At 71.6% G+C, this 21768-nt stretch carries 26 protein-coding genes; 21 read left to right on the forward strand and 5 right to left on the reverse strand.

All coding sequences use genetic code 11. The features are described from left to right. Nucleotides 1-25 precede the first annotated feature (25 nt). Entirely contained in the window at nt 26-766 is a 741-nt protein-coding gene (locus OHT77_RS32660) for a DUF2567 domain-containing protein (RefSeq protein ID WP_328832003.1), read from the forward strand. A 277-nt stretch (nt 767-1043) separates the two neighbouring features. Here OHT77_RS32660 and ybaK read toward each other — a convergent pair whose 3' ends face one another. The 4 genes from ybaK to OHT77_RS32680 all read right to left on the reverse strand — a co-directional run bounded on the left by ybaK (nt 1044) and on the right by OHT77_RS32680 (nt 5164). Further along, complete coding sequence (gene ybaK, locus OHT77_RS32665) at nt 1044-1544, reverse strand: Cys-tRNA(Pro) deacylase (protein ID WP_328832004.1); 501 nt, start codon at nt 1542-1544, stop codon at nt 1044-1046. A gap of 15 nt (nt 1545-1559) precedes the next feature. Further along, nucleotides 1560-2303, reverse strand: a complete 744-nt coding sequence (locus tag OHT77_RS32670; protein ID WP_328832005.1) for an LON peptidase substrate-binding domain-containing protein — start codon at nt 2301-2303, stop codon at nt 1560-1562. A gap of 11 nt (nt 2304-2314) precedes the next feature. After that, entirely contained in the window at nt 2315-3436 is a 1122-nt protein-coding gene (locus tag OHT77_RS32675; RefSeq protein ID WP_328832006.1) for a hypothetical protein, read from the reverse strand. A 150-nt stretch (nt 3437-3586) separates the two neighbouring features. After that, nucleotides 3587-5164 (reverse strand): oxidoreductase, encoded by a 1578-nt coding sequence (locus OHT77_RS32680; RefSeq protein WP_328832007.1) that lies wholly within the window; start codon nt 5162-5164, stop codon nt 3587-3589. Between the two features lie 170 nt (nt 5165-5334). On the opposite strand from OHT77_RS32680, the gene hisD reads away from it, so the two are divergent. From hisD to OHT77_RS32730, 10 genes are all read left to right on the forward strand, one after another. Further along, nucleotides 5335-6657, forward strand: a complete 1323-nt coding sequence (gene hisD, locus OHT77_RS32685) for a histidinol dehydrogenase (RefSeq protein WP_328832009.1) — start codon at nt 5335-5337, stop codon at nt 6655-6657. Further along, complete coding sequence (locus tag OHT77_RS32690) at nt 6654-7763, forward strand: histidinol-phosphate transaminase (RefSeq protein ID WP_328832011.1); 1110 nt, start codon at nt 6654-6656, stop codon at nt 7761-7763. The genes hisD and OHT77_RS32690 overlap by 4 nt, the downstream gene beginning before the upstream one ends. Further along, a complete protein-coding gene (hisB, locus tag OHT77_RS32695) occupies nt 7760-8353 on the forward strand; it encodes an imidazoleglycerol-phosphate dehydratase HisB (protein ID WP_019062289.1) in 594 nt (197 codons plus the stop codon). Before OHT77_RS32690 ends, hisB begins: the two co-directional genes overlap by 4 nt. Continuing rightward, nucleotides 8350-8514 carry a hypothetical protein gene (locus tag OHT77_RS32700; protein ID WP_019062288.1) on the forward strand — a complete coding sequence of 55 codons (165 nt, stop codon included), beginning with the start codon at nt 8350-8352 and terminating at the stop codon, nt 8512-8514. The genes hisB and OHT77_RS32700 overlap by 4 nt, the downstream gene beginning before the upstream one ends. Beyond that, a complete protein-coding gene (gene hisH, locus OHT77_RS32705; RefSeq protein WP_328832013.1) occupies nt 8505-9152 on the forward strand; it encodes an imidazole glycerol phosphate synthase subunit HisH in 648 nt (215 codons plus the stop codon). Before OHT77_RS32700 ends, hisH begins: the two co-directional genes overlap by 10 nt. After that, a complete protein-coding gene (priA, locus tag OHT77_RS32710) occupies nt 9152-9880 on the forward strand; it encodes a bifunctional 1-(5-phosphoribosyl)-5-((5-phosphoribosylamino)methylideneamino)imidazole-4-carboxamide isomerase/phosphoribosylanthranilate isomerase PriA (protein WP_328683917.1) in 729 nt (242 codons plus the stop codon). The genes hisH and priA overlap by 1 nt, the downstream gene beginning before the upstream one ends. Then, complete coding sequence (locus tag OHT77_RS32715) at nt 9877-10287, forward strand: RidA family protein (protein WP_328832014.1); 411 nt, start codon at nt 9877-9879, stop codon at nt 10285-10287. Before priA ends, OHT77_RS32715 begins: the two co-directional genes overlap by 4 nt. Further along, nucleotides 10284-11039, forward strand: coding sequence for an imidazole glycerol phosphate synthase subunit HisF (gene hisF, locus OHT77_RS32720; RefSeq protein ID WP_328832015.1), 756 nt, complete (start codon nt 10284-10286; stop codon nt 11037-11039). The genes OHT77_RS32715 and hisF overlap by 4 nt, the downstream gene beginning before the upstream one ends. Before the next feature lie 129 nt (nt 11040-11168). Next, a complete protein-coding gene (locus tag OHT77_RS32725; protein ID WP_328832016.1) occupies nt 11169-11756 on the forward strand; it encodes an ArsR/SmtB family transcription factor in 588 nt (195 codons plus the stop codon). Between the two features lie 22 nt (nt 11757-11778). Then, nucleotides 11779-13167, forward strand: a complete 1389-nt coding sequence (locus OHT77_RS32730; protein WP_328832018.1) for an MFS transporter — start codon at nt 11779-11781, stop codon at nt 13165-13167. Nucleotides 13168-13206: 39 nt separating this feature from the next. Here the strand turns inward: OHT77_RS32730 and OHT77_RS32735 are convergent, their stop codons facing one another. Further along, entirely contained in the window at nt 13207-13842 is a 636-nt protein-coding gene (locus tag OHT77_RS32735; protein WP_328832019.1) for a TIGR03085 family metal-binding protein, read from the reverse strand. 83 nt (nt 13843-13925) lie between these two features. On the opposite strand from OHT77_RS32735, the gene hisI reads away from it, so the two are divergent. The 10 genes from hisI (at nt 13926) to OHT77_RS32780 (ending at nt 21741) form a co-directional block, all read left to right on the forward strand. After that, on the forward strand, nt 13926-14336 hold the full coding sequence (gene hisI / locus OHT77_RS32740; RefSeq protein WP_328832020.1) for a phosphoribosyl-AMP cyclohydrolase: 411 nt from the start codon (nt 13926-13928) through the stop codon (nt 14334-14336). An 11-nt stretch (nt 14337-14347) separates the two neighbouring features. Beyond that, entirely contained in the window at nt 14348-15826 is a 1479-nt protein-coding gene (locus OHT77_RS32745; protein ID WP_328832021.1) for an anthranilate synthase component I, read from the forward strand. Nucleotides 15827-15878: 52 nt separating this feature from the next. Further along, nucleotides 15879-16520 carry a TIGR02234 family membrane protein gene (locus OHT77_RS32750; RefSeq protein WP_328832022.1) on the forward strand — a complete coding sequence of 214 codons (642 nt, stop codon included), beginning with the start codon at nt 15879-15881 and terminating at the stop codon, nt 16518-16520. A gap of 209 nt (nt 16521-16729) precedes the next feature. Further along, on the forward strand, nt 16730-16978 hold the full coding sequence (locus OHT77_RS32755) for an HGxxPAAW family protein (RefSeq protein ID WP_266767720.1): 249 nt from the start codon (nt 16730-16732) through the stop codon (nt 16976-16978). Between the two features lie 97 nt (nt 16979-17075). Further along, complete coding sequence (locus OHT77_RS32760) at nt 17076-17543, forward strand: DUF2752 domain-containing protein (RefSeq protein WP_328832023.1); 468 nt, start codon at nt 17076-17078, stop codon at nt 17541-17543. A 126-nt stretch (nt 17544-17669) separates the two neighbouring features. Continuing rightward, nucleotides 17670-18479 (forward strand): indole-3-glycerol phosphate synthase TrpC, encoded by an 810-nt coding sequence (gene trpC, locus OHT77_RS32765; RefSeq protein ID WP_019062275.1) that lies wholly within the window; start codon nt 17670-17672, stop codon nt 18477-18479. 21 nt (nt 18480-18500) lie between these two features. Continuing rightward, nucleotides 18501-18713, forward strand: a complete 213-nt coding sequence (gene trpM, locus OHT77_RS45080) for a tryptophan biosynthesis modulator TrpM (protein WP_401320279.1) — start codon at nt 18501-18503, stop codon at nt 18711-18713. Nucleotides 18714-18772: 59 nt separating this feature from the next. After that, nucleotides 18773-20056, forward strand: a complete 1284-nt coding sequence (gene trpB, locus OHT77_RS32770; RefSeq protein WP_328832024.1) for a tryptophan synthase subunit beta — start codon at nt 18773-18775, stop codon at nt 20054-20056. Next, nucleotides 20053-20868, forward strand: a complete 816-nt coding sequence (gene trpA / locus OHT77_RS32775) for a tryptophan synthase subunit alpha (protein WP_328832025.1) — start codon at nt 20053-20055, stop codon at nt 20866-20868. The genes trpB and trpA overlap by 4 nt, the downstream gene beginning before the upstream one ends. 96 nt (nt 20869-20964) lie before the next feature. Further along, nucleotides 20965-21741 (forward strand): DsbA family protein, encoded by a 777-nt coding sequence (locus tag OHT77_RS32780; protein ID WP_328832026.1) that lies wholly within the window; start codon nt 20965-20967, stop codon nt 21739-21741. The last annotated feature ends 27 nt before the right edge of the window (nt 21742-21768 follow it).

Genomic DNA, 21768 nt, shown 5'->3' on the forward strand with positions numbered 1-21768 from the left:
CAGCCGGGCCTGGCACGATGGCATCGTGACCGCACCGCTGACTCCGCCTCCGCCGCCGCGTGACCAGTCCTCGCACGAGCCGTGGCAGCCGCCGGGTGACTCCGGCAACCCGGGTGACCCCGGCAACCCGGGTGACCCGGGTGCCGGACATCCCGCGCACGGCCCGCAGGACTCGTCCGCCGGCCAGTCCGATCAGGACGGGCCCGGCTGGAAGGCCGAAGTGATCGAGGCCGTCGTCGTCACCGTCACCTCGGCGGTCGGTGGGGTGCTCCTCGGGGTGCTGTGGTGGTGGCTGGCGCCGCATGTGCCGCTGGTCGGGGACGTCGTCGACAAGAGCTGGGTCGTCTACCTCAAGGATTCCGAGGGGGAGCAGGCCGTGGGGGTGGACGGAACGTTCACTCTCCTCGCCGTCGCCTTCGGGGTCGTCAGCGCGCTCGTCGTGTTTCTGCTGCGGCGGCGTGGGGGAGTGCCGCTCGTCGCCGCACTGGCTGTGGGTGGGTTGCTCGCGTCGTTCATCGCGTGGCGGCTGGGGGTGTGGTTCGGGCCCACGAAGGACGTGCTCGCGCATGCCAAGGCTGTGGGTAAGGGGGTTACGTTCTCCGCGCCGCTGAAGATGGGGGCGAAGGGGGCGTTGCTGGCTTGGCCGGTGGCTGCGCTCGTCGTTCATCTGGGGCTTACGGCGTTGTTCGGGCCTCGGGATCCTGAGCCGGTGTATCTGCAGCAGGGGCCTGTTCCCAAGGATGGGTACGGGGCTCCGACGGCCTAAGGGCTGTGGTGGGTGCGGCGAGGCTTTTTTCGCCCCCGCCGCCCCTACCCGTCCCGTCCCTGGGGGCTGCCGCCCCCAGACCCCCGCTTTCGGCCTGAACGGCCTCGTCCTCACACGCCGGACGGGCTGAGAAGCGCCGCCGGTGCTAGAAGTTCAGGTGGTCACGCCGGCCTGCGGCCGTGGTTGGCGTGGTGTTTTCGGGTGCGCCACTTTCGTTTCCGCGTTTTCTTCGACATGTCCTCTGTGCTTAACCGAGGACAGGGGTCGCGTCGAGGGGTCACGCACGGCCGATGGGCGCCAGTACCGCCTGCGTGAGGCTGGTGAGGTCCTTGGGGGAGAGTTCCACCTCCAGGCCGCGGCGGCCGGCCGAGACGCAGATCGTGGCGTGGGTGGTGGCGGAGTCGTCCAGGACCGTGAGGAGTTTTTTGCGCTGGCCCAGGGGGGAGATGCCGCCGCGGACGTAGCCGGTGGTGCGTTCGGCGAGGGCCGGGTCGGCCATCGTGGCGCGTTTGCCGCCCACCGCCGACGCCAGGGCCTTCAGGTCCAGCTGGCCCGCCACCGGGACCACGGCGACCGTGAGGGTGCCGTCGACGTCCGCCACCAGGGTCTTGAAGACCCGGTCGGGGGAGACGCCCATCGCCTCGGCCGCCTCCTCGCCGTAGGAGGGGTGGGCGGGGTCGTGGTCGTAGGCGTGGAGTTCGTACGGCACCCCCGCGGTCGTCAGGGCGACCGTCGCCGGGGTGCCACCCGACTGCTGCTGTTTCTGCTTCTTGGCCATCAGGGGACTCCCGCGTCAGTTCAGGCTTGTCGGGCCTCGGGTCAGGTCCGCTGCCGGTAGGGACGGCAGATTACGGATGATGGCCGTCTCGGAGCGAAGGAGTTTCAGTTCGTCGCGCAGGCGGGAGGCGGTGTCGGGGGCCTGGAGGAGGCGTTGTTTGGTCGCCGTGTCGAGCATCATCGCCGCTGCGACGAGGTAGGAGACGACAGCCGGTTCGTCCGGGAGTTCGGCCTCGCCCGTCGACAGGGTGCGTTCGCGGGCGCCCGCCAGGCGCTTCTGGTACTGACGGAACGCGCGTAGCACGCCTTCAGCGAGAGCACCTGCTTCGTCGCCCTTCTCCTCGGACAGCTCCTCCAGCTCGGCCGTGAGGAACGGGCCCGAGGCGTCGACGGAGAGCAGCCGCATCCGGGTCGTGCCCGTCGCCAGCACCTCGAAGCTGCCGTCGGCACGCTCCCGGATCGTGGCCGCGTCGGCGACGCAGCCCACCGAGTGGAAGGACTTGAGCGGGTCGGGGCCGAAGCCGGCCGCGGGCCCGCGTTCGGGCACGGCCGTCTGGTCGGGCATGCCCGGGGCGGTGGACGCCACCTCGTGGCCGTCGCGGATGGCCACGACGGCGAATCGGCGCGATTCCTCCTCAGGGGTCTTGAGCAGATCGCGCATCATGGCGCGATAGCGCTCCTCGAAAATGTTCAGAGGAAGCACGAGCCCCGGGAACAGAACGGAGTTCAGGGGGAAGAGCGGCAGCCGGACGGTGGTCACGGCGCAAAAGCCTAATGGTCGCCGGAGCGCGCACGACCGCCGTGCTCACTCCGTGGATACCCGGGGGCGTCCTCGAACGCCCACGGCTGGGTCGGAATCGCCTGCAGAGCGGGCGGAATCGGGCCTCCGAGGGGGATGTCCGAAGCCACCGCGATCCGTACGCCGTCCCGGACTTCGAGGAACTGGCCCAGCGGGTCGTCCGAGAGCCGGTCCCAGGGGAACGACGTGGCGTACGGGCCTATGAGGCGGAGCTGGTCCAGCGCGTCCGTCCAGCGTTCGAGCCGGATCAGGACGTAGGCGAGGAGGTTGCGGACCTCGGCGGGCCACGGGTCGGCCGCCGCGTACGTGGCCGAGAGCGCGATGGCGAGGTCGGCCGCCGCGTCCAGGCGGGCGCGCGGGACCGTGGGAGCGCAGCCGTCCGTCAGGCACGCGAAGGCCGCGCGGACCGGGAGGGCCTGGACGAGCGAGCCCGGCAGGGCGTCCTGCGCGGCCGGTTCGGCGAAGTCGAGGCACTCGCGGTGGGAGCAGCGGGCGGTGTGGGGTGTGTCGCCCCACTGTGCGCAGCAGGCCGCCGAGAGGTACTGGAGGGCGGCCACATGGCAGCCGTAGTGGTGCGGGGAGCGGCGGACCGCCTCGCCCCACAGGCGTTCGAACTCGGTGTGCCCGGCGTGCGTGCCCCGCGCGTGGTCCAGGGCGATCCGCCACGGCACCGGGTCGCGCGGCTCGGCCCCGGCCGCGGCCGTGATCAGCGGGCTCAGTTCGCGCAGCAGCTCGGCGCGGGCCGGCGACTCCCAGCAGCGGTCCACCGCGAGCTGCGCCTCGACCAGCAGGGCGTCCGGGTCGTGCGGGGCGGCGGCGCGCCAGTCCGCGAGCCACTCGGGGCGGGAGCGGGCGAACGCGGCGAGCCGGCGCGTGTAGCGGTCGCGGTCCTCCCAGCCGGCGGCGGCACGGGTCGCGGCCAGCAGCCCGGCCGCCGGGCCGTACTCGCCGCGGCCCGCCCCGACCAACGCGGGGCCGAGCCGGTCGTCGGGCGCGTCGAGGAGGACCTCGTCGTCGGCCGGCAGTCCGGCGGCGAGCCGCGAGGTGTTCCTTGCCATCCGGGCGGTGCGGATGAACGCGCGCAGCAGAGCCATGGTGTCGACCATTGAAAGTCCGCGGATCCGGAGTGCGCCAGACCGATTGGCCACCCCGCTGAAAGTTGTACGCACTACGGTCAAGGGCAGGCAAAAGGTGACTGTTGCTCAACTGTTCGAGCGCTGTGCGCGCGGGCTCGGGAGGGCCGCCTAGCCGCGTCTGAGCAGCCGTGTGGCGCCCGCGGCGACCGTCGTGGCCAGGATCCACCCCACCAGGATCAGCGCCACCGACAGCCACTGCCAGCCGCCGTGCAGCTGCCACTGGCCCGCCTGCCCCAGGTCGATCACCGGCAGCAGCAGGTCCAGCGCGAACAGCGCGGGGCTCCACGGCGGATGCCCGTTCGCGTTCACCGGCGCGTGGTCGGCGTGCGCGAAGGCCAGCGAACTCGCCGCCCACAGCACCGCCATCCACACGGCGGCCCGGCCCGGCCGGTACCCGTAGGCGACCGTCCAGTCCTGCACGACCCCCCACACCTTGGCCGCGACCGGCAGACTCTCCCGGCGCCTGCGCTGCTTGGCGAGCAGCACCTCGCGCGCGTCCTCGTCCTCCCCGGCGTTCCGCAGCACGGTCGCGAGGCGCTCGTACGGCTCCGGGTTGTACTCCGGGGTCGCCGCCGCCACCCAGTCGAGGCGGGCGTCCAGCGGGAACGGGCCCTGCGGTACGAGGTTCTCGTACGCGAAGCCGCCCGTGTGCAGGTTGCCCGGGCCCGGCCAACTGCTCGCCCGGTCGATGAGGTTGACGATCCGCGCCCCCGACAGCACCACCTTGCCGCGCTGCGGCCGCTCCCCGAGGAAGCGCAGTTCGGGCGTCTGGATGCGGAGCAGGGACAGCTCCTGGTCGTCCGTGAAGGTGAACCGGGCCCGCTCCAGGTCCACCGCGTCCCCGAACCGCCCGTCGTCCAGCCGCACCCCGCCCTGGCACGCGAAACGCTGAATGCGGGTCCCGCGCGCGGGAGTTGTTCCGCTCAGCCAGGGACCGCCGACACCGGCCGGGGTCAGGTACAGGGTGCGGCCCACGGTCAACTGGGGCGCGTTCAGGGCGAGTCGGGTGTACGGGTTGGCCAGCCGGGCGCCGCGCAGGCTCAGCGAGACACCCACCTTGGCGCTGCGCAGGCTCAACTCACCGTGCGATTCGAGGAGTTCGGCCTGCAGATCCTGTCCTACGGTCATGCCGTCGGCGGCGATCGAACGCCCGCTGCGGTCCCGGTAGACGATCGCCTGGTTCAGCAGCAGATCGGTGCCGATGTGCGCGTCGGTCAGCCGTACCCCGTTGTGGAAGCGGCAGCGCGGCAGATGCAGGTCACCCTCCGTGTGCACCCGGGCCGCCTCCAGGCGCGGCACCGAGCAGTCCACCAGCCGCAGGGTCTGGAAGCGCGCCTCCGGGAGCAGCACCTCGCGCTCGAAACGGCAGCCCTTCAGCTCGACGTACGGCGCGACCGTGCCGCCCGCGAGGTCCAGGACGCCGCTGATCTGCACTCCGGTGAGCTTCAGTGAGGCCACGCGGCCCGACAGCGGGGGCGGGCCGTCCAGGAGCAGCCAGCACACGATGCGGGCCCGTACGGTCCGCTCCGGGCCCCACGGGTGCCCGCCGTGCGGATCGTCGACGACCGTGTCGCCGCTGCTCAGGTCGTACACGCTGCCATTGCGGAAGGCCTGCCACATGCCGGCCTCGGCGGCGGTCAGATCGTCCGGCAGATCCCCCGCGCGGATGCCGGCACCCTCGGTCACTGCTCTTCCATCCCTCTCAACTACTCACGGGTATCGCACAGCTGTTCATGCCCGCTCCGTGACGCCCGGAACACTAGACGTGAAGGGGATCTTCCGGGTTCCGGCCACGTTCTGTATCAGCCATTGATATGCGTGAGCAGCCCTCGTTTGCCGTCTGAGAGAATTGGAGCGTGATCTCCCGAATCGATCTGCGCGGCGACGCCCTCCCCGAGGGACCCGCCCTGCGCGACCTGCTGCCCCGAGCCGACTTCGACGTCTCGGCCGCCCTGGAGAAGGTGCGTCCGATCTGCGAGGCCGTGCATCATCGGGGCGACGCGGCGCTGATCGACTTCGCCGAGAAGTTCGACGGCGTACGCCTGGAGCAGGTACGGGTCCCGGTCCAGGCCCTCGGTGACGCGCTGGAGCGGCTCGACCCGGAGGTCCGCGCGGCCCTGGAGGAGTCCATCCGGCGCGCCCGGCTCGTCCACCGCGAGCAGCGCCGTACGACCCACACCACCGAGGTCGTGCCCGGCGGCACGGTCACCGAGAAGTGGGTGCCGGTGGACCGGGTGGGGCTGTACGCCCCGGGTGGCCGGTCCGTGTACCCGTCGTCCGTGATCATGAACGTGGTGCCCGCCCAAGAGGCCGGGGTCCAGTCCGTCGCGCTCGCCTCGCCGCCGCAGGTCGAGTTCGACGGGCTCCCGCACCCGACGATCCTCGCCGCCTGCGCCCTGCTCGGCGTCGACGAGGTCTATGCCGTCGGCGGTGCCCAGGCCGTCGCGATGTTCGCCCACGGCACCGAGTCCTGCCCGCCCGCGAACATGGTCACCGGGCCCGGCAACATCTGGGTCGCCGCCGCCAAGCGCTACTTCACCGGCAAGATCGGCATCGACACCGAGGCCGGGCCCACCGAGATCGCGGTCCTCGCCGACGACACCGCCGACCCGGTGCACGTCGCCGCCGACCTGATCAGCCAGGCCGAGCACGACCCGCTCGCCGCCGCCGTCCTGGTCACGGACTCCGTGGCTCTCGCGGACGCGGTCGAGAAGGAACTCGAACCGCAGGTCGCGGCCACCAAGCACATCGAGGACCGGATCGCCCCGGCGCTGGCCGGCCGGCAGTCCGCGATCGTCCTGGTCGACGGCGTCGACGAGGGCCTGCGGGTCGTCGACGCGTACGGCGCCGAGCACCTGGAGATCCAGACCGCCGACGCCGCCGCGGTCGCCGACCGGGTGCGGAACGCGGGTGCGATCTTCGTCGGACCCTGGGCGCCCGTCTCGCTGGGCGACTACGCGGCCGGCTCCAACCACGTGCTGCCGACCGGGGGTTGCGCCTGCCACTCCTCCGGGCTCTCCGTGCAGTCCTTCCTGCGCGGCATCCACATCGTCGACTACACGAAGGACGCGCTGGCGGACGTGGCGCATCACGTGGTCACGCTGGCGGAGGCGGAGGACCTGCCCGCGCACGGCGCGGCGGTCAAGGCCAGGTTCGGCTGGAAGGTGCCCGGCAAGTGAGCTTCGGAATCGACGACCTTCCCGTACGGGACGAGCTGCGCGGCAAGTCCCCTTACGGCGCGCCCCAGTTGGACGTCCCCGTACGGCTGAACACCAACGAGAACCCCTACCCGCTGCCCGAGGCACTGGTCGAGCGGATCGCCGAGCGGGTCCGTGACGCCGCCCGCGACCTCAACCGCTACCCCGACCGGGACGCGGTCGAACTGCGCACCGAGCTGGCCAACTACCTGACCAAGACCGGGAGTCACCGGGTCGGCGTCGAGAACGTGTGGGCGGCCAACGGCTCCAACGAGGTCATCCAGCAGCTGCTGCAGACCTTCGGCGGGCCCGGCCGTACCGCGATCGGCTTCGAGCCGTCGTACTCGATGCACGCGCTCATCGCGCGCGGCACGGGGACGGGCTGGATCTCCGGGCCGCGCAACGAGGACTTCTCGATCGATCTCGCCGCCGCCGAACGCTGGATCGCGGAGAACCGGCCCGACGTCGTGTTCGTCACGACCCCCAACAACCCCACGGGCAACGCCGTTCCGCCCGAGACGGTCCTCGCGCTGTACGAGGCGGCCCAGGCGGCCAAGCCGTCGATGGTGATCGTCGACGAGGCGTACATCGAGTTCAGCCACGGCGACTCGCTGCTGCCGCTGCTCGAAGGTCGGCCGAATCTCGTCGTCTCGCGCACGATGTCGAAGGCGTTCGGGGCGGCCGGGCTCCGCCTCGGCTATCTCGCCGCGCACCCGGCGGTCGTCGACGCCGTCCAACTCGTACGGCTGCCCTACCACTTGTCGGCCGTCACCCAGGCGACCGCGCTGGCCGCGCTGGAGCACACCGACACGCTGCTCGGGTACGTGGAGCAGCTGAAGGATGAACGGGACCGGCTGGTACGGGAGTTGCGTGCCCTCGGCTGCGAAGTCGTCGAGTCCGACGCGAACTTCGTGCAGTTCGGGCGGTTCGCGGACTCGCACACCGCCTGGCAGACAATCCTCGACCGGGGCGTCCTGGTCCGGGACAACGGCATCCCGGGGTGGCTGCGGGTCTCCGCCGGAACCCCCGAAGAGAACGACGCGTTCCTCGACGCGGTCCGTGAGTTGATGAAGGAGCAGAGCACATGAACCGCGTAGGACGGGTGGAGCGGGCGACCAAGGAGACGTCGGTCCTCGTCGAGATCGATCTCGACGGGCACGGCAAGGTCGACGTGTCGACCGGGGTCGGTTTCTACGACCACATGCTCGACCAGCTCGGCCGGCACGGTCTGTTCGACCTCACCGTGAAGACCGAGGGCGATCTGCACATCGACTCCCACCACACCATCGAGGACACCGCCCTCGCGCTCGGCGCCGCCTTCAAGCAGGCGCTCGGCGACAAGGTCGGGATCTACCGCTTCGGCAACTGCACGGTCCCGCTGGACGAGTCCCTCGCCCAGGTCACCGTCGACCTGTCCGGCCGCCCCTACCTCGTGCACACCGAGCCCGAGAACATGGCGCCGATGATCGGCGAGTACGACACCACGATGACCCGGCACATCCTGGAGTCCTTCGTCGCCCAGGCCCAGATCGCCCTGCACGTGCACGTGCCCTACGGGCGCAACGCACACCACATCGTGGAGTGCCAGTTCAAGGCGCTCGCCCGCGCGCTGCGCTACGCCTCCGAGCGCGACCCGCGCGCGGCCGGCATCCTCCCCTCCACGAAGGGCGCGCTGTGACCGGCCTCTCCAGCCTTCTGATCGTCGTCGGACTCTTCCTCCTCGGCGGGGTCTACTCGTTCGTCAAGCAGAAGATGCCGGCGAGCCTCATCGTGCTGGTCTCCATCGGCGCGGCGATGTGTCTGGTCGCGGGGGTCATGCGGTTGGCGGTGTGGAGTTGAGCCCGGCGAAGAAGGTCGTCGTCTTCGACTACGGCTTCGGGAACGTCCGCTCCGCCGAGCGGGCCCTCGCGCGCGCGGGTGCCGAGGTCGAGATAACGCGTGACTACGACAAGGCCATGAACGCGGACGGCCTCCTGGTGCCCGGCGTCGGCGCCTTCGCCGCCTGCATGCAGGGCCTGAAGGAGGCGCGCGGCGACTGGATCGTCGGACGCCGGCTGGCCGGCGGGCGCCCCGTGATGGGCATCTGCGTCGGCATGCAGATCCTCTTCGCGCGCGGCATCGAGCACGGCGTCGAGACCGAGGGCCTGGACGAGTGGCCCGGCTCCGTCGAACCCCTCCAGGCCGAGATCGTGCCCCACATGGGCTGGAACACCGTCGACACCCCGGCGGGCTCCCAGCTCTTCGCGGGCCTCGACGCGGACGCGCGCTTCTACTTCGTGCACTCCTACGCCGTCCACGACTGGACCCTCGAGGTCGTGAACCCGGCGATGCGCGCCCCCCTGGTGACCTGGTCGACGCACGGCAAGCCCTTCGTGGCCGCCGTGGAGAACGGCGCCCTGTGGGCCACGCAGTTCCACCCCGAGAAGTCCGGCGACGCCGGAGCGCAGCTGCTGAACAACTGGATCGGAACCCTCTGATGCCTTCGAAGCTCGAACTCCTCCCCGCCGTCGACGTCCGCGACGGCCAGGCCGTCCGCCTCGTCCACGGCGAGTCCGGGACCGAGACCTCCTACGGCTCCCCCCTGGAGGCCGCCCTCGCCTGGCAGAGCTCCGGCGCCGAGTGGCTGCACCTCGTCGACCTGGACGCCGCGTTCGGCACCGGCGACAACCGCAAGCTCATCGCCGAGGTCGCCGGCGCCATGGACATCAAGGTCGAGCTGTCCGGCGGCATCCGCGACGACGACACCCTCGCCGCCGCCCTGGCCACCGGCTGCACCCGGGTGAACCTCGGCACCGCCGCGCTGGAGACCCCCGAGTGGGTCGCCAAGGTCATCGCCGAGCACGGCGACAAGATCGCGGTCGGCCTCGACGTACGCGGCACGACCCTGCGCGGGCGCGGCTGGACCCGCGACGGCGGCGACCTCTACGAGACGCTGGACCGCCTCAACTCCGAGGGCTGCGCCCGGTACGTGGTCACCGACATCGCCAAGGACGGCACCCTCCAGGGCCCCAACCTGGAGCTGCTGCGCAACGTCTGCGCGGCGACCGACCGCCCGGTCGTGGCCTCCGGCGGGGTGTCCTCCCTGGACGACCTCCGCGCCATCTCCGAGCTGGTCCCGCTCGGTGTCGAGGGCTCCATCGTCGGGAAGGCCCTGTACGCGAAGGCGTTCACCCTGGAAGAGGCCTTGGAGGCGGTGGCCCGGTGACCGAGCTACGACGCGTGTCGACCGGCGCCCCCTGGGAGGACGCCTTCGGCTACTCCCGCGCGGTGGAGCTGCCCAACGGCCTGGTGCTGGTCTCCGGGTGCACGTCGATAGTGGACGGCGAGATCGCGGGCGGCGGTCCCTACGAGCAGACGGTCAACGCGTTCAACGTCGCGTTCGCCGCGCTGGACCAACTGGGCCTGGGGCGCGCCGATGTGGTGCGCACCCGTATGTACATCACCCACGCCCGGGATGTGGAGGACGTGGGCCGCGCACACAAGGAGCTGTTCGACGCGATCCGCCCCGCCGCCTCGATGATCATCGTGTCCGGCTTCGTCGACCCGAGCCTGGTCGTCGAGGTCGAGGTGGAGGCGTACCGCTCCGGGGACGAAGGCGAGGGGTCCGCATGACCCTGGCCGTACGAGTGATCCCCTGCCTGGACGTGGACAACGGCCGGGTCGTCAAGGGCGTCAACTTCCAGAACCTGCGCGACGCGGGCGACCCCGTCGAGATGGCCAAGGTCTACGACGCCGAGGGCGCCGACGAGTTGACCTTCCTGGACATCACCGCGTCCTCCGGCAACCGCGAGACGACGTACGACGTGGTCCGCCGCACCGCCGAGCAGGTCTTCATCCCGCTCACGGTCGGCGGCGGCGTCCGCACGGCCGATGACGTGGACAAGCTGCTGCGGGCGGGCGCGGACAAGGTCGGCGTCAACACGGCGGCGATCACCCGGCCCGAGCTGATCCGGGAGATCGCGGAGCGGTTCGGGCGGCAGGTGCTGGTGCTGTCGGTGGACGCGCGCCGGACCCCCGAGGGCTCCTTCGAGGTCACCACCCACGGCGGCCGCACGGGCACCGGCATCGACGCGGTCGAATGGGCGCACCGGGCGGCCGAGTTGGGGGCGGGGGAGATCCTGCTCAACTCGATGGACGCGGACGGCACGAAGGACGGCTACGACCTGGAGATGATCGCGGCGGTCCGCAAGCACGTGACCGTCCCGGTGATCGCTTCAGGGGGCGCGGGCAGGCTCGCGGACTTCCCGCCCGCGGTGGCGGCGGGCGCGGACGCCGTGCTGGCGGCCTCGGTCTTCCACTTCGGCGACCTGCGGATCGGGGAAGTGAAGCAGGCGCTGAAGGAGGCCGGTCACCCCGTCCGGTGACTCCTTAGAGGTGCTGTAAGCCCCGGCTGCCTGGCGGCCGGGGCTTACTTCTGCGCGGCCGGGGCTTACTTCTGCCGAGATGCGAAAGGAAAGTTGCGCAACTTTCCTTTCGCATCTACGGTGAGAGGCATGAGCTCGAATGAGACCCGTGCCATCACCGACCTGGGGACGCTCAAGGCGTTCGCGCACCCGCTGCGCGTCAAGCTGTACCGGGCGCTGTACGTGGCCCGTGCCGCGACCGCGTCGCAGCTGGCCGACCAGGTCGGCGAGGCCGTGTCGCTGGTCAGTTACCACCTGCGCAAGCTCGCCGAGCACGGCCTCATCGAAGAGGCCGAGCCGCAGGGGGAGGACGGCCGGGAGCGCTGGTGGCGGCCGGCCTCGGAGAGCCTGACCGTGCGCCACGAGGACGTCAAGGACGCGCCCGAGAAGCTCGCCGCGCAGGGCGCCCTCACCCGGATCCTGCTGGATCAGCGCGTCGACCTCTACCGGCGCCACCTCGACGAGTCCGACTCCTGGAACGACGAGTGGCACTCGGCGAGCTTCGAGAGCGAGTACCTCCCGCGCCTGAACGCGTCCGAACTCGCGGAACTCCAGGTCGAGTTGGACACCCTGATCCACAAGTACCAGGCCAGGGGGAGAGCCGCCGAGGCGGCGGGCGACACCCAGGGCCGCGAGAACGTCGCCGTCCACGTGTACGGCTTCCCCTTCCGCGTCTGAGCCCCGGAGAGGACGAACTCCCATGACCAGCACGCTCATAGCCCCCGGCACGGCCATCGGAAAACCCGCCCACCGCGACCCCAACGTCCTGCGCTGGCTCGCCGCCTACGCGTCCTCGATGGTCGGCGACAGCGTGTACTACATCGCCCTGTCCTGGGCTGCGGTGCAGCAGGGCTCCCCCGCGCAGGCCGGTGCCGTGATGGCGGTGAGTGCCGTGCCGCGCGCCCTGCTGATGCTGGGCGGGGGAGTGATCGCCGACCGGTTCGGGCCGCGCAGGGTCGTCATCGGCAGTGACCTGGTGCGCTGCGCGGCGGGGCTGTCGGTGGCCGCGCTGCTCTTCCTGACCAGCCCGGGGCTGTGGCCGCTGGCGTTGCTCGCGGTGGTGTTCGGGACGGTCGACGCCGTGTTCATGCCGGCCGTGGGCGCCCTCCCCGCGCGCGTGACGACCCGGGACCAACTCGCGCGCGTGCAGGGCATGCGGGGACTCGCGATCCGCTTCGCCAACGTCGTCGGCGGCCCGCTCGGCGGCCTCGCCGTCGCGCTCGGCGGCGCGGCGGCGGCGTTCGGCCTCGCCGGGCTCCTGATCGCGGTGTCGGTGCCGCTGCTGATCTCGGTGCGGATGCGGGAGCCGGCCGTCGACGACAAGGCCGAGTTGGGTGCCAGCGGCGTCGATGCGGGTGACGCGGGTAAGGGCGCGGGCGGTCGTGGCGCGGCGCCCGGCGCGGCTGTGCTGGGTGCCCTCGACTCCGAAGCGAGCGGCGCCACCGAGACCGCCGCCGACAAGGCCCCCGCCCGCGCGACCACCCCCCTGGGAGACCTCCAAGCAGGCCTCCGCTACATCCGCGCCCACCGGGTCCTCGCCCCCCTGATGCTGGCCATCGCCCTCGGCGACCTCGGCTTCGTGGGCCCGCTCAACGTGGGACTGACCCTGCTCGCCGACGAACGCGGCTGGGGCGCCTCCGGCATGGGATGGGTGCTCTCCGGCTTCGGTGTCGGCGCCGGTGCCGCGGCCCTGCTGCTGACCGTGCGGGGGCGGCTGCCGCACGCCGGGCATGTCGCCGGGTGGGCGATCCTCGCCGGGTCCGTCGCGATCGGCGCCCTGGCCTTCGTCCCCGGGGTCCTCGCGGCCGTCGGTGTCGCCCTGCTCGTGGGGCTGCTGGCCGGGCTCAGCGGGGCCCTGTGCGGCGCCCTGCTGCAGACCCAGGCCGACCCCGCCTACCTCGGCCGGGTCACCGCCGTCTCCAGCCTGGTCAGCCTCGGCTTCGCCCCGCTCAGCATGCCGCTGTCGGCCGCCGCGATCGGGGCGTGGGGCACCGGCCCGGTGTTCGTCGGCAGCGCGGCGGTCTGCGGGCTGGGCGGGGTCGTGGCACTGTGCGTGCGGGACCTGCGGCGCGCCGAACTCCCCGGCTGACCCGCCCAGTCGACGACGGGCCCGCCCTGCGGGTGAGGGTCAGATCCCCAGCTGCTTGGTCGCCTGGACCTTGGCGATCGCGTTCTCGTCGCCGTCCAGCTCGACCTTGGCCACGCTCTGCCGGCCGTGGGCGAACATCAGCAGCTCCGAGGGCTCGCCGGTCACCGTCACGACCGGCGCCCCCTTGTGGGCGACCGCGGTCTGGCCGTCCGGGCGGCGCAGCACCAGCCCGGTCGGCGCGGTACGGCCCATCAGCCGGGCCATGCGCTCCAGGCGCGACCACAGCGCGTCCTGGAACACCGGGTCCAGCTCGCGCGGGGTCCACCCCTCCTGAGCCCGTCGTACGTCCTCCGTGTGGACGTAGAACTCGACCGTGTTGGACGCCTCGTCGAGCTGCTTCAGCTGGAACGGCGAGAAACGCGGCGGGCCCGTACGGATCAGCTGGATCAGCTCCTCGTACGGCTTCGCCGTGAACTCCGTCATCACCCGCTCGAGCCGCGGCGCGAGCTGCTTGATCATGATGCCGCCCGCGGCATCGGCACGGCGCTCGCGCACCACCACGTGCGCGGCGAGGTCACGGGTCTGCCACCCCTCGCAGAGGGTCGGGGCGTCGGGGCCCGCGGTCTCCAGGAGATCGGCGAGCAGAAGTCGTTCACGCTTCGCGAAGGTCGACATACCGTCAGCCTACGACCGCGTGGAGGGTCCGCACAGTGGACGCCCGGCCGTGACTGTCAGTCGGGCGCGGCACAATGGCACCCATGACCAGCATGTCCCCTCCCAGCAGCCTCGACCCCGAGATCGCCGCCCGCCTCAAGCGCGGCGCCGACGGGCTCGTCCCCGCGATCGCCCAGCAGTACGACACCGGTGAGGTGCTCATGCTCGGCTGGATGGACGACGAGGCACTGCACCGCACCCTCACGACGGGCCGCTGCACGTACTGGTCCCGCAGCCGCCAGGAGTACTGGGTGAAGGGCGACACCTCGGGCCACGTCCAGCACGTCAGGTCGGTCGCGCTGGACTGCGACGGCGACACGGTCCTCGTGAAGGTCGACCAGGTCGGCGCCGCCTGCCACACCGGTGACCGCACCTGCTTCGACGCCGACGTGCTCCTCAAGGACGCTCTCCCCACGGACGGCGGCGTCTCCGGCGCCCCCGCCTCGGATCAGTAAGGTCAGCCGCCATGGACCTCGAGACGTTCCGCAAGCTGGCCACCGACCGTCGCGTCATTCCGGTCACCCGCAAGCTCCTCGCCGACGGCGACACCCCGGTCGCGCTCTACCGCAAACTGGCCGCGGAGCGCCCCGGCACCTTCCTCCTGGAGTCCGCGGAGAACGGCCGCTCCTGGTCCCGGTACTCCTTCGTGGGCGTCCGCAGCGCCGCCACCCTCACCTCCCGCGACGGCGAGGCCCACTGGCTCGGCACCCCGCCCGTCGGCGTCCCGGTGGACGGCGACCCGCTCGCCGCCCTGCGCGCCACCATCGAGACCCTGCACACCCCCCACCAGGAGGACCTGCCGCCCTTCACCGGCGGCATGGTCGGCTATCTCGGCTACGACATCGTCCGCCGCCTGGAGAAGATCGGCCCCGGCGAGCGCGACGACCTCAGGCTCCCCGAGCTGACGATGCTCCTCACCAGCGACCTGGCCGTGATGGACCACTGGGAGGGCTCGGTCCTGCTGATCGCCAACGCGATCAACCACAACGACCTCGACACCGGCGTCGACGAGGCCTACGCGGACGCGATCGCCCGCCTCGACACCATGGAGGCGGACCTCTCCCGCGCGGTGGCCCAGCCGCCCGCCCAGCTCCCGCCCTCCGAGCTGCCCGAGTACACCGCGCTGTGGGGCGGCCCCGACTTCAAGGTCGCCGTCGAGGACATCAAGGAGCGCATCCGCGCGGGCGAGGCCTTCCAGGTCGTCCCCTCGCAGCGCTTCGAAACCCCGTGCACGGCAAGCGCGTTGGACGTCTACCGCGTGCTCCGGGCGACCAACCCCTCGCCGTACATGTACCTGTTCCGCTTCGACGGCTTCGACGTGGTGGGTTCGTCCCCCGAGGCCCTCGTCAAGGTCGAGGACGGCCGCGCGATGGTCCACCCCATCGCCGGGACCCGGCACCGCGGCGCGACCCCGCAGGAGGACCAGGCCCTCGCCGACGAGCTCCTCGCCGACCCCAAGGAGCGCGCCGAACACCTCATGCTGGTCGACCTCGGACGTAACGATTTGGGACGCGTCTGCGAACCCGGCTCGGTCGAGGTCGTCGACTTCATGTCCGTCGAGCGCTACTCCCACGTGATGCACATCGTCTCGACGGTCACCGGTCGCGTGGCCCCCGGCCGTACCGCCTTCGACGTCCTCACGGCCTGCTTCCCGGCCGGCACCCTCTCCGGCGCGCCGAAGCCCCGCGCGATGCAGATCATCGACGAACTCGAGCCGTCCAGAAGGGGGTTGTACGGCGGCTGCGTCGGCTACCTCGACTTCGCGGGCGACTCCGACACCGCCATCGCCATCCGTACGGCCCTCCTCCGGGGCGGCACCGCCTACGTCCAGGCGGGCGCCGGCATCGTCGCCGACTCGGACCCCGAACTGGAGGACCAGGAGTGCCGGAACAAGGCGGCGGCGGTCCTGCGCGCCGTGCACACGGCGAACCGGCTCGGGCAATAGGACGAGGGTCATATGAACCCCGGGTGACGGTTCGCCCGGGGTTGGAGCGATAGTGGACTCCGTGACTGCTGCTGTTCCTCACCCCCGTTCCGAAGGCGAAGGCCCCGCGCGCGCCGGCCGCCGAAGCCTCGCCGTGGCCCTGCTCAGCGGTGCGCTCGGCGCGGCCGTGGCCCTGCTGGCCACCCGTCAGCGCTGGTCGATGGGGACCGCGACGGTGGCCGGCGACGCGTTCCCGCTGTCCGCCAAGGGCAGCGACGTCACGGGCGTGCCCGCGGCGCTCGCCATAGTGGGCCTCGCCGCGCTCGTCGCCGTCTTCGCCGTCCGTAAAACCGGCCGCTTCGCCGTGTCCGCCCTCCTCGCGCTCTCCGGCGCGGGCATCGTCGCCGCGGCGCTTCTCGGTGCGACCGACAGCTCCGCGCTCGATGACAAGGCCGCGCAGGCCTCCGGCGACACGTCGTCGGTCGTCCACGCCTTCGACCACACGGCCTGGCCGTACGTGGCCGCGGTCGGGGGTGGGCTGATCCTGCTGGCCGGTCTGCTGGCCCTGGTCTACGGGCGTCGTTGGCCCGCGATGTCGGGGCGCTACGAACGCAATGGGGCGCCTCGGCCCCGGCGGGCGCCTGTCGTGGACCCCGATCGCCCTGAGGACATCTGGAAGGCCCTGGACCGGGGTGAGGACCCCACGGGGGCGTAGGCGCTCCGCCGGGAGAGCGGGCGATGGGTCGGGCCGTTTGCCGGGTGCGGCGGTGTCGTTGCTGGTCGCGCGGTTCCCCGCGCCCCTGACGGGGCGCTCTCGAACCCGAGCAGACACGGAGCCACCCCGGAGCATCGGTTCTGCTCGCGTGCGGAACAATGAAGCGTGAGCGTCTGCTCACACACGTACACAGCAACGAGGAGCACGTCATGGCGGGCAACAGCCACGGTCACACTTTGGCCGCCTGGACCGGTACAACGATCGCATTCATCGGCTTCTGCGTCGCGGGCGCCTTCATGGTGATGGCACAGCCGGCCGGCTTCTGGGCGGGCATGGGGATCGTGGTCGTCGGTGGCATCGTCGGCTGGGTCATGAGCGCGATGGGAATGGGCATGCCCAAGGACCGTCCCCAGGACCTGACCGAACTGCTCGGCAAGACGGCACACGCCGACAGCTGAGCCGCAGCTGTCAGCCGACTCCGTGGAGGGGCGGTCCCGGGAGCACCGGGAACCGCCCCTCACGCGCGCGTGCCGCACGCGAGGACCAGGGGGCACAATGCGAGACGTGAACGCCGACAGCCAGAGCATGCCGAAGTCGCGCGCCCCCGGCGCCACCCCCGGTACCGCGTCCGTGCTGAACCGCGTGGCCGTGCCCGCAGGCGTCCTCGCGGCCGTCGCCGGAGCCTTCGCCTACGTGGGCGCCGTCGACCCGAATCACCCGGGCCACTACCCCGTCTGCCCCCTGTACCGCCTCACCGGCCTGTACTGCCCCGGCTGCGGCGGTCTGCGCAGCGCGCACGAGTTCATCCACGGGGACTTCCTGGCGGCGCTCCAGGACAACGCGATCGCCGTGGTGGGCTATCTGGCCTTCATGGTCGTGTGGACCGTCTGGGTGGTCCGTGCGGCCCGCGGCAGGCCCGCCCGGATCGAACTCGGCCGGGTCCAGCTGTGGAGTCTGGGCGCGTTGGTGCTGGTCTTCACGGTTGTCCGGAACCTGCCGTTCGGTGGCTGGCTACATCCTTGATCAACCGGCGCATGTCCAGGTAGTGGGACCGGCGTCAACCGGATGCGAGGCCTACGCCTTCCTCCGGATACCATCGAGGTCAGATGTGACCATTGCTTTTCCACCGTCCGGAAGGGGGCCGCTCGCGTGAGTGTGCTCGACGAGATCATCGACGGAGTCCGTGCCGACCTGGCGGAACGGCAGGCGCGCGTCAGCCTCGACGAGCTCAAGGAGCGTGCGGCGAAGGCTCCCGCGGCCAAGGACGGGGTCGCCGCGCTGCGCGGTGACGGCGTCAAGGTCATCTGCGAGGTCAAGCGTTCCAGCCCCTCCAAGGGCGCCCTGGCCGCGATCGCCGACCCGGCGGGCCTCGCCGCGGACTACGAGGCGGGCGGCGCCGCCGTCATCTCCGTCCTCACCGAACAGCGCCGCTTCGGCGGTTCGCTGGCCGACCTGGAGGCCGTCCGCGCGCGGGTGGACATCCCGGTCCTCCGCAAGGACTTCATCGTCACGTCGTACCAGCTCTGGGAGGCCCGTGCCTACGGCGCCGACCTCGCCCTGCTGATCGTCGCGGCCCTGGACCAGCCGGCCCTGGAGTCCCTCATCGAGCGCGCCGAGTCGATCGGCCTCACGCCGATCGTCGAGGTCCACGACGAGGACGAGGTGGACCGCGCGGTCGACGCCGGCGCGAAGATCATCGGCGTCAACGCCCGCAACCTCAAGACCCTCGAGGTCGATCGCGGCACCTTCGAGCGCGTCGCCCCCGAGATCCCGGCCCACATCGTGAAGATCGCCGAGTCCGGCGTCCGCGGCCCCCACGACCTCATCGCCTACGCCAACGCGGGCGCCGACGCGGTCCTGGTGGGCGAGTCCCTGGTCACCGGCCGCGACCCCAAGTCGGCGGTCTCGGACCTGGTGGCAGCGGGCGAGCACCCGGCACTGCGACACGGCCGCAGCTGATCACCCGCTAGGCTTCCCCCGATGACACTCACCCTGACCCCCATGGACCGGCACGCCCGCCTGGCGCGCGGCTGCCGTCCGAGGGGTTGCCGCGCCCCGGCCCGCCGGGTGCACGGCCGCAGGGTGCGCTACGTCATCGGTGACGAACCTGGGCAGGTCAACGGGCGTCGATGGCAAGTTTTCAGGGGCGCGGGGAACTGCGCGACCAGCCACGACGGTCCCGCAGCCAGCTGAACAACCCCCGCCCCCACGGCGCTTAGTGTCTCAACAAACACTCACCGTGAGGTTTCCGCATGCCCAGCGAGTTCTTCATCCCAGACCCCGACGGCCAAATCCCCAGCGCCGAGGGCTACTTCGGCGCGTTCGGCGGCAAGTTCATCCCGGAGGCACTCGTCGCCGCCGTGGACGAGGTCGCCGTGGAGTACGAGAAGGCCAAGCACGACCCGGAGTTCGCCCGTGAGCTCGACGACCTCCTCGTCAACTACACCGGCAGGCCGAGCGCGTTCACGCAGGTGCCCCGCTTCGCGGAACACGCGGGCGGCGCGCGGATCTTCCTCAAGCGCGAGGACCTGAACCACACCGGCTCCCACAAGATCAACAACGTCCTCGGCCAGGCCCTGCTCACCAAGCGCATGGGCAAGACCCGGGTCATCGCGGAGACCGGCGCCGGCCAGCACGGCGTCGCGACCGCCACCGCCTGCGCCCTGTTCGGCCTCGAATGCACCATCTACATGGGCGAGATCGACACCCAGCGCCAGGCGCTGAACGTGGCCCGGATGCGCATGCTCGGCGCCGAGGTCATCGCCGTGAAGTCCGGCAGCCGCACCCTGAAGGACGCGATCAACGAGGCGTTCCGCGACTGGGTCGCCAACGTCGACCGCACGCACTACCTCTTCGGCACGGTCGCGGGACCGCACCCCTTCCCGGCCATGGTCCGCGACTTCCACCGCGTGATCGGCGTCGAGGCCCGCCGCCAGATCCTGGAGCGCGCAGGACGCCTCCCCGACGCGGCGATCGCCTGCGTCGGCGGCGGCTCGAACGCCATCGGCCTCTTCCACGCCTTCATCCCCGACACGGACGTACGCCTCATCGGCTGCGAGCCCGCCGGGCACGGCGTCGAGACCGGCGAGCACGCGGCCACGCTGACCGCGGGCGAGCCCGGCATCCTGCACGGTTCGCGGTCCTACGTCCTCCAGGACGAGGAGGGCCAGATCACCGAGCCGTACTCGATCTCGGCCGGTCTGGACTACCCGGGCATCGGCCCCGAGCACTCCTACCTCAAGGACAGCGGCCGCGGCGAGTACCGCGCGGTCACCGACGACGCGGCCATGCAGGCCCTGCGCCTGCTCTCGCGCACGGAGGGCATCATCCCCGCGATCGAGAGCGCCCACGCCCTGGCGGGTGCGCTGGAGGTCGGCAAGGAGCTGGGCAAGGACGGGCTGATCGTCGTCAACCTGTCCGGGCGCGGCGACAAGGACATGGACACGGCCGCGCGCTACTTCGGCCTGTACGACACCGACGCCGAGGTCGCCGCCGACGCGGCCGACACCGCCGAGATCGAGGGGGACGCCAAGTGAGCGGCAACATCCGGCTGTTGAGCGACACCCTCGCCGCCGCCAAGGACGAGGGGCGCGCCGCGCTCATCGCCTACCTCCCGGCGGGGTTCCCGACCGTGGACGGCGGCATCGCGGCGATCAAGGCGGCCTTCGACGGCGGCGCCGACATCGTCGAGGTGGGTCTGCCGCACAGCGACCCCGTCCTCGACGGCCCCGTCATCCAGACCGCCGACGACATCGCCCTGCGCGGCGGCGTCAAGATCGCCGACGTCATGCGCACGGTCCGCGAGGCCCACACGGCGACCGGCAAGCCCGTGCTCGTCATGACGTACTGGAACCCCATCGATCGCTACGGCGTCGAGCGCTTCACCGCCGAGCTGGCCGAGGCGGGCGGCGCCGGGTGCATCCTGCCCGACCTGCCCGTCCAGGAGGCGGGCCTGTGGAGGGAGCACGCGGAGAAGCACGGGCTCGCCACGGTCTTCGTCGTCGCGCCCAGCAGCAAGGACGCCCGCCTCGCCGAGATCACCAAGGTCGGCACCGGCTTCGTCTACGCCGCCTCCCTGATGGGCGTCACCGGCACCCGTGAGTCGGTCGGCGCGCAGGCGCAGGACCTCGTCGAGCGCACCCGGGCCACCACCGACACGCCCGTGTGCGTCGGACTCGGTGTCTCCGACGCCCGGCAGGCCGCCGAGGTGGCCCGCTTCGCGGATGGCGTGATCGTCGGCTCGGCCTTCGTCAAGCGGATGCTGGACGCGCCGGACGACGCGGCCGGCGTCGAGGCGGTCCGCGCGCTCGCGGGCGACCTCGCGAAGGGCGTGCGCGGACAGTCGTAGGAGTCGTACGGCACGGAACAGAACAGGTGGTCACTCGAACGGGTGGACCTGGGACCGGGGAGGCGCGCTGCGCCTCCCCGGTTCGTTCTGCGGGGTGTGAGCGAGAAGAACCGTGACGGAAAGCGCACCGCCCGCGAGCGGCTGGCGGTCGAGCGTGAGAAGCAGAAGGCCGCGGAGAGGCGGCGGCGCACGCTGATCGTGGCCGCGAGCGTGGTCTGCGTGCTGGGTCTTGCGACGGTGGTCGGCGTCCTCGCCGCGAACCACGGCAAGGACAGCGGCAGCAGCAAGGCGGGCCCGGTCGTCGCGCCCTCCGGGGCGACCGGCAAGGACAGCCTGGCGATCCAGGTGGGCAGGGACAGCGCCAAGCCGACGCTCACGGTGTGGGAGGACTTCCGCTGCCCGGCCTGCCAGGCCTTCGAGACGGCGTACCGCCCGACGCTCCACGAGCTGACCGACTCCGGCCAGCTCAAGGTGCAGTACCACCTGGTCACGCTGATCGACGGCAACCTCGGCGGCACCGGCTCCAAGCGCGCGGCGAACGCGGCGGCCTGCGCCCAGGACGCCGGAAAGTTCCGCGACTTCCACGACGTGCTGTACGAGAACCAGCCGAAGGAGACGGACGACGCCTACGCGAGCAACGCCAAGCTGATCGAGCTGGCCGGCAAGGTCAGCGGCCTCGACACGCCCGCCTTCCAGAAGTGCGTCAACAGCGGTGCGCACGACAGCTGGGTCATGAAGTCCGCCGCGGCCTTCCAGGCGGGCGGTTTCACCGGCACCCCGACCGTCCTCTTCGACGGCAAGAACATCTACGCGGACCAGACGATGACCCCGGCGAAGCTGAAGCAGCTGGTCCAGGCGGCCAACAAGGGATAGCGAGGGGTAAGCGGGCGGGCCGGTTTT

Source organism: Streptomyces sp. NBC_00252 (assembly GCF_036187565.1).
Lineage (GTDB): Bacteria > Actinomycetota > Actinomycetes > Streptomycetales > Streptomycetaceae > Streptomyces.

Bases quoted from the DNA above. Each gene is read 5' to 3' on its own strand.
- ybaK (WP_328832004.1), bottom strand. From the start codon at position 1,544: ATGGCCAAGAAGCAGAAACAGCAGCAGTCGGGTGGCACCCCGGCGACG.
- OHT77_RS32675 (WP_328832006.1), bottom strand. From the start codon at position 3,436: ATGGCTCTGCTGCGCGCGTTCATCCGCACCGCCCGGATGGCAAGGAAC.
- hisB (WP_019062289.1), top strand. From the start codon at position 7,760: ATGAACCGCGTAGGACGGGTGGAGCGGGCGACCAAGGAGACGTCGGTC.
- priA (WP_328683917.1), top strand. From the start codon at position 9,152: ATGCCTTCGAAGCTCGAACTCCTCCCCGCCGTCGACGTCCGCGACGGC.
- hisF (WP_328832015.1), top strand. From the start codon at position 10,284: ATGACCCTGGCCGTACGAGTGATCCCCTGCCTGGACGTGGACAACGGC.
- OHT77_RS32725 (WP_328832016.1), top strand. From the start codon at position 11,169: ATGAGCTCGAATGAGACCCGTGCCATCACCGACCTGGGGACGCTCAAG.
- OHT77_RS32730 (WP_328832018.1), top strand. From the start codon at position 11,779: ATGACCAGCACGCTCATAGCCCCCGGCACGGCCATCGGAAAACCCGCC.
- OHT77_RS32735 (WP_328832019.1), bottom strand. From the start codon at position 13,842: ATGTCGACCTTCGCGAAGCGTGAACGACTTCTGCTCGCCGATCTCCTG.
- hisI (WP_328832020.1), top strand. From the start codon at position 13,926: ATGACCAGCATGTCCCCTCCCAGCAGCCTCGACCCCGAGATCGCCGCC.
- OHT77_RS32745 (WP_328832021.1), top strand. From the start codon at position 14,348: ATGGACCTCGAGACGTTCCGCAAGCTGGCCACCGACCGTCGCGTCATT.
- OHT77_RS32755 (WP_266767720.1), top strand. From the start codon at position 16,730: ATGGCGGGCAACAGCCACGGTCACACTTTGGCCGCCTGGACCGGTACA.
- OHT77_RS32760 (WP_328832023.1), top strand. From the start codon at position 17,076: ATGCGAGACGTGAACGCCGACAGCCAGAGCATGCCGAAGTCGCGCGCC.
- trpM (WP_401320279.1), top strand. From the start codon at position 18,501: ATGACACTCACCCTGACCCCCATGGACCGGCACGCCCGCCTGGCGCGC.
- trpB (WP_328832024.1), top strand. From the start codon at position 18,773: ATGCCCAGCGAGTTCTTCATCCCAGACCCCGACGGCCAAATCCCCAGC.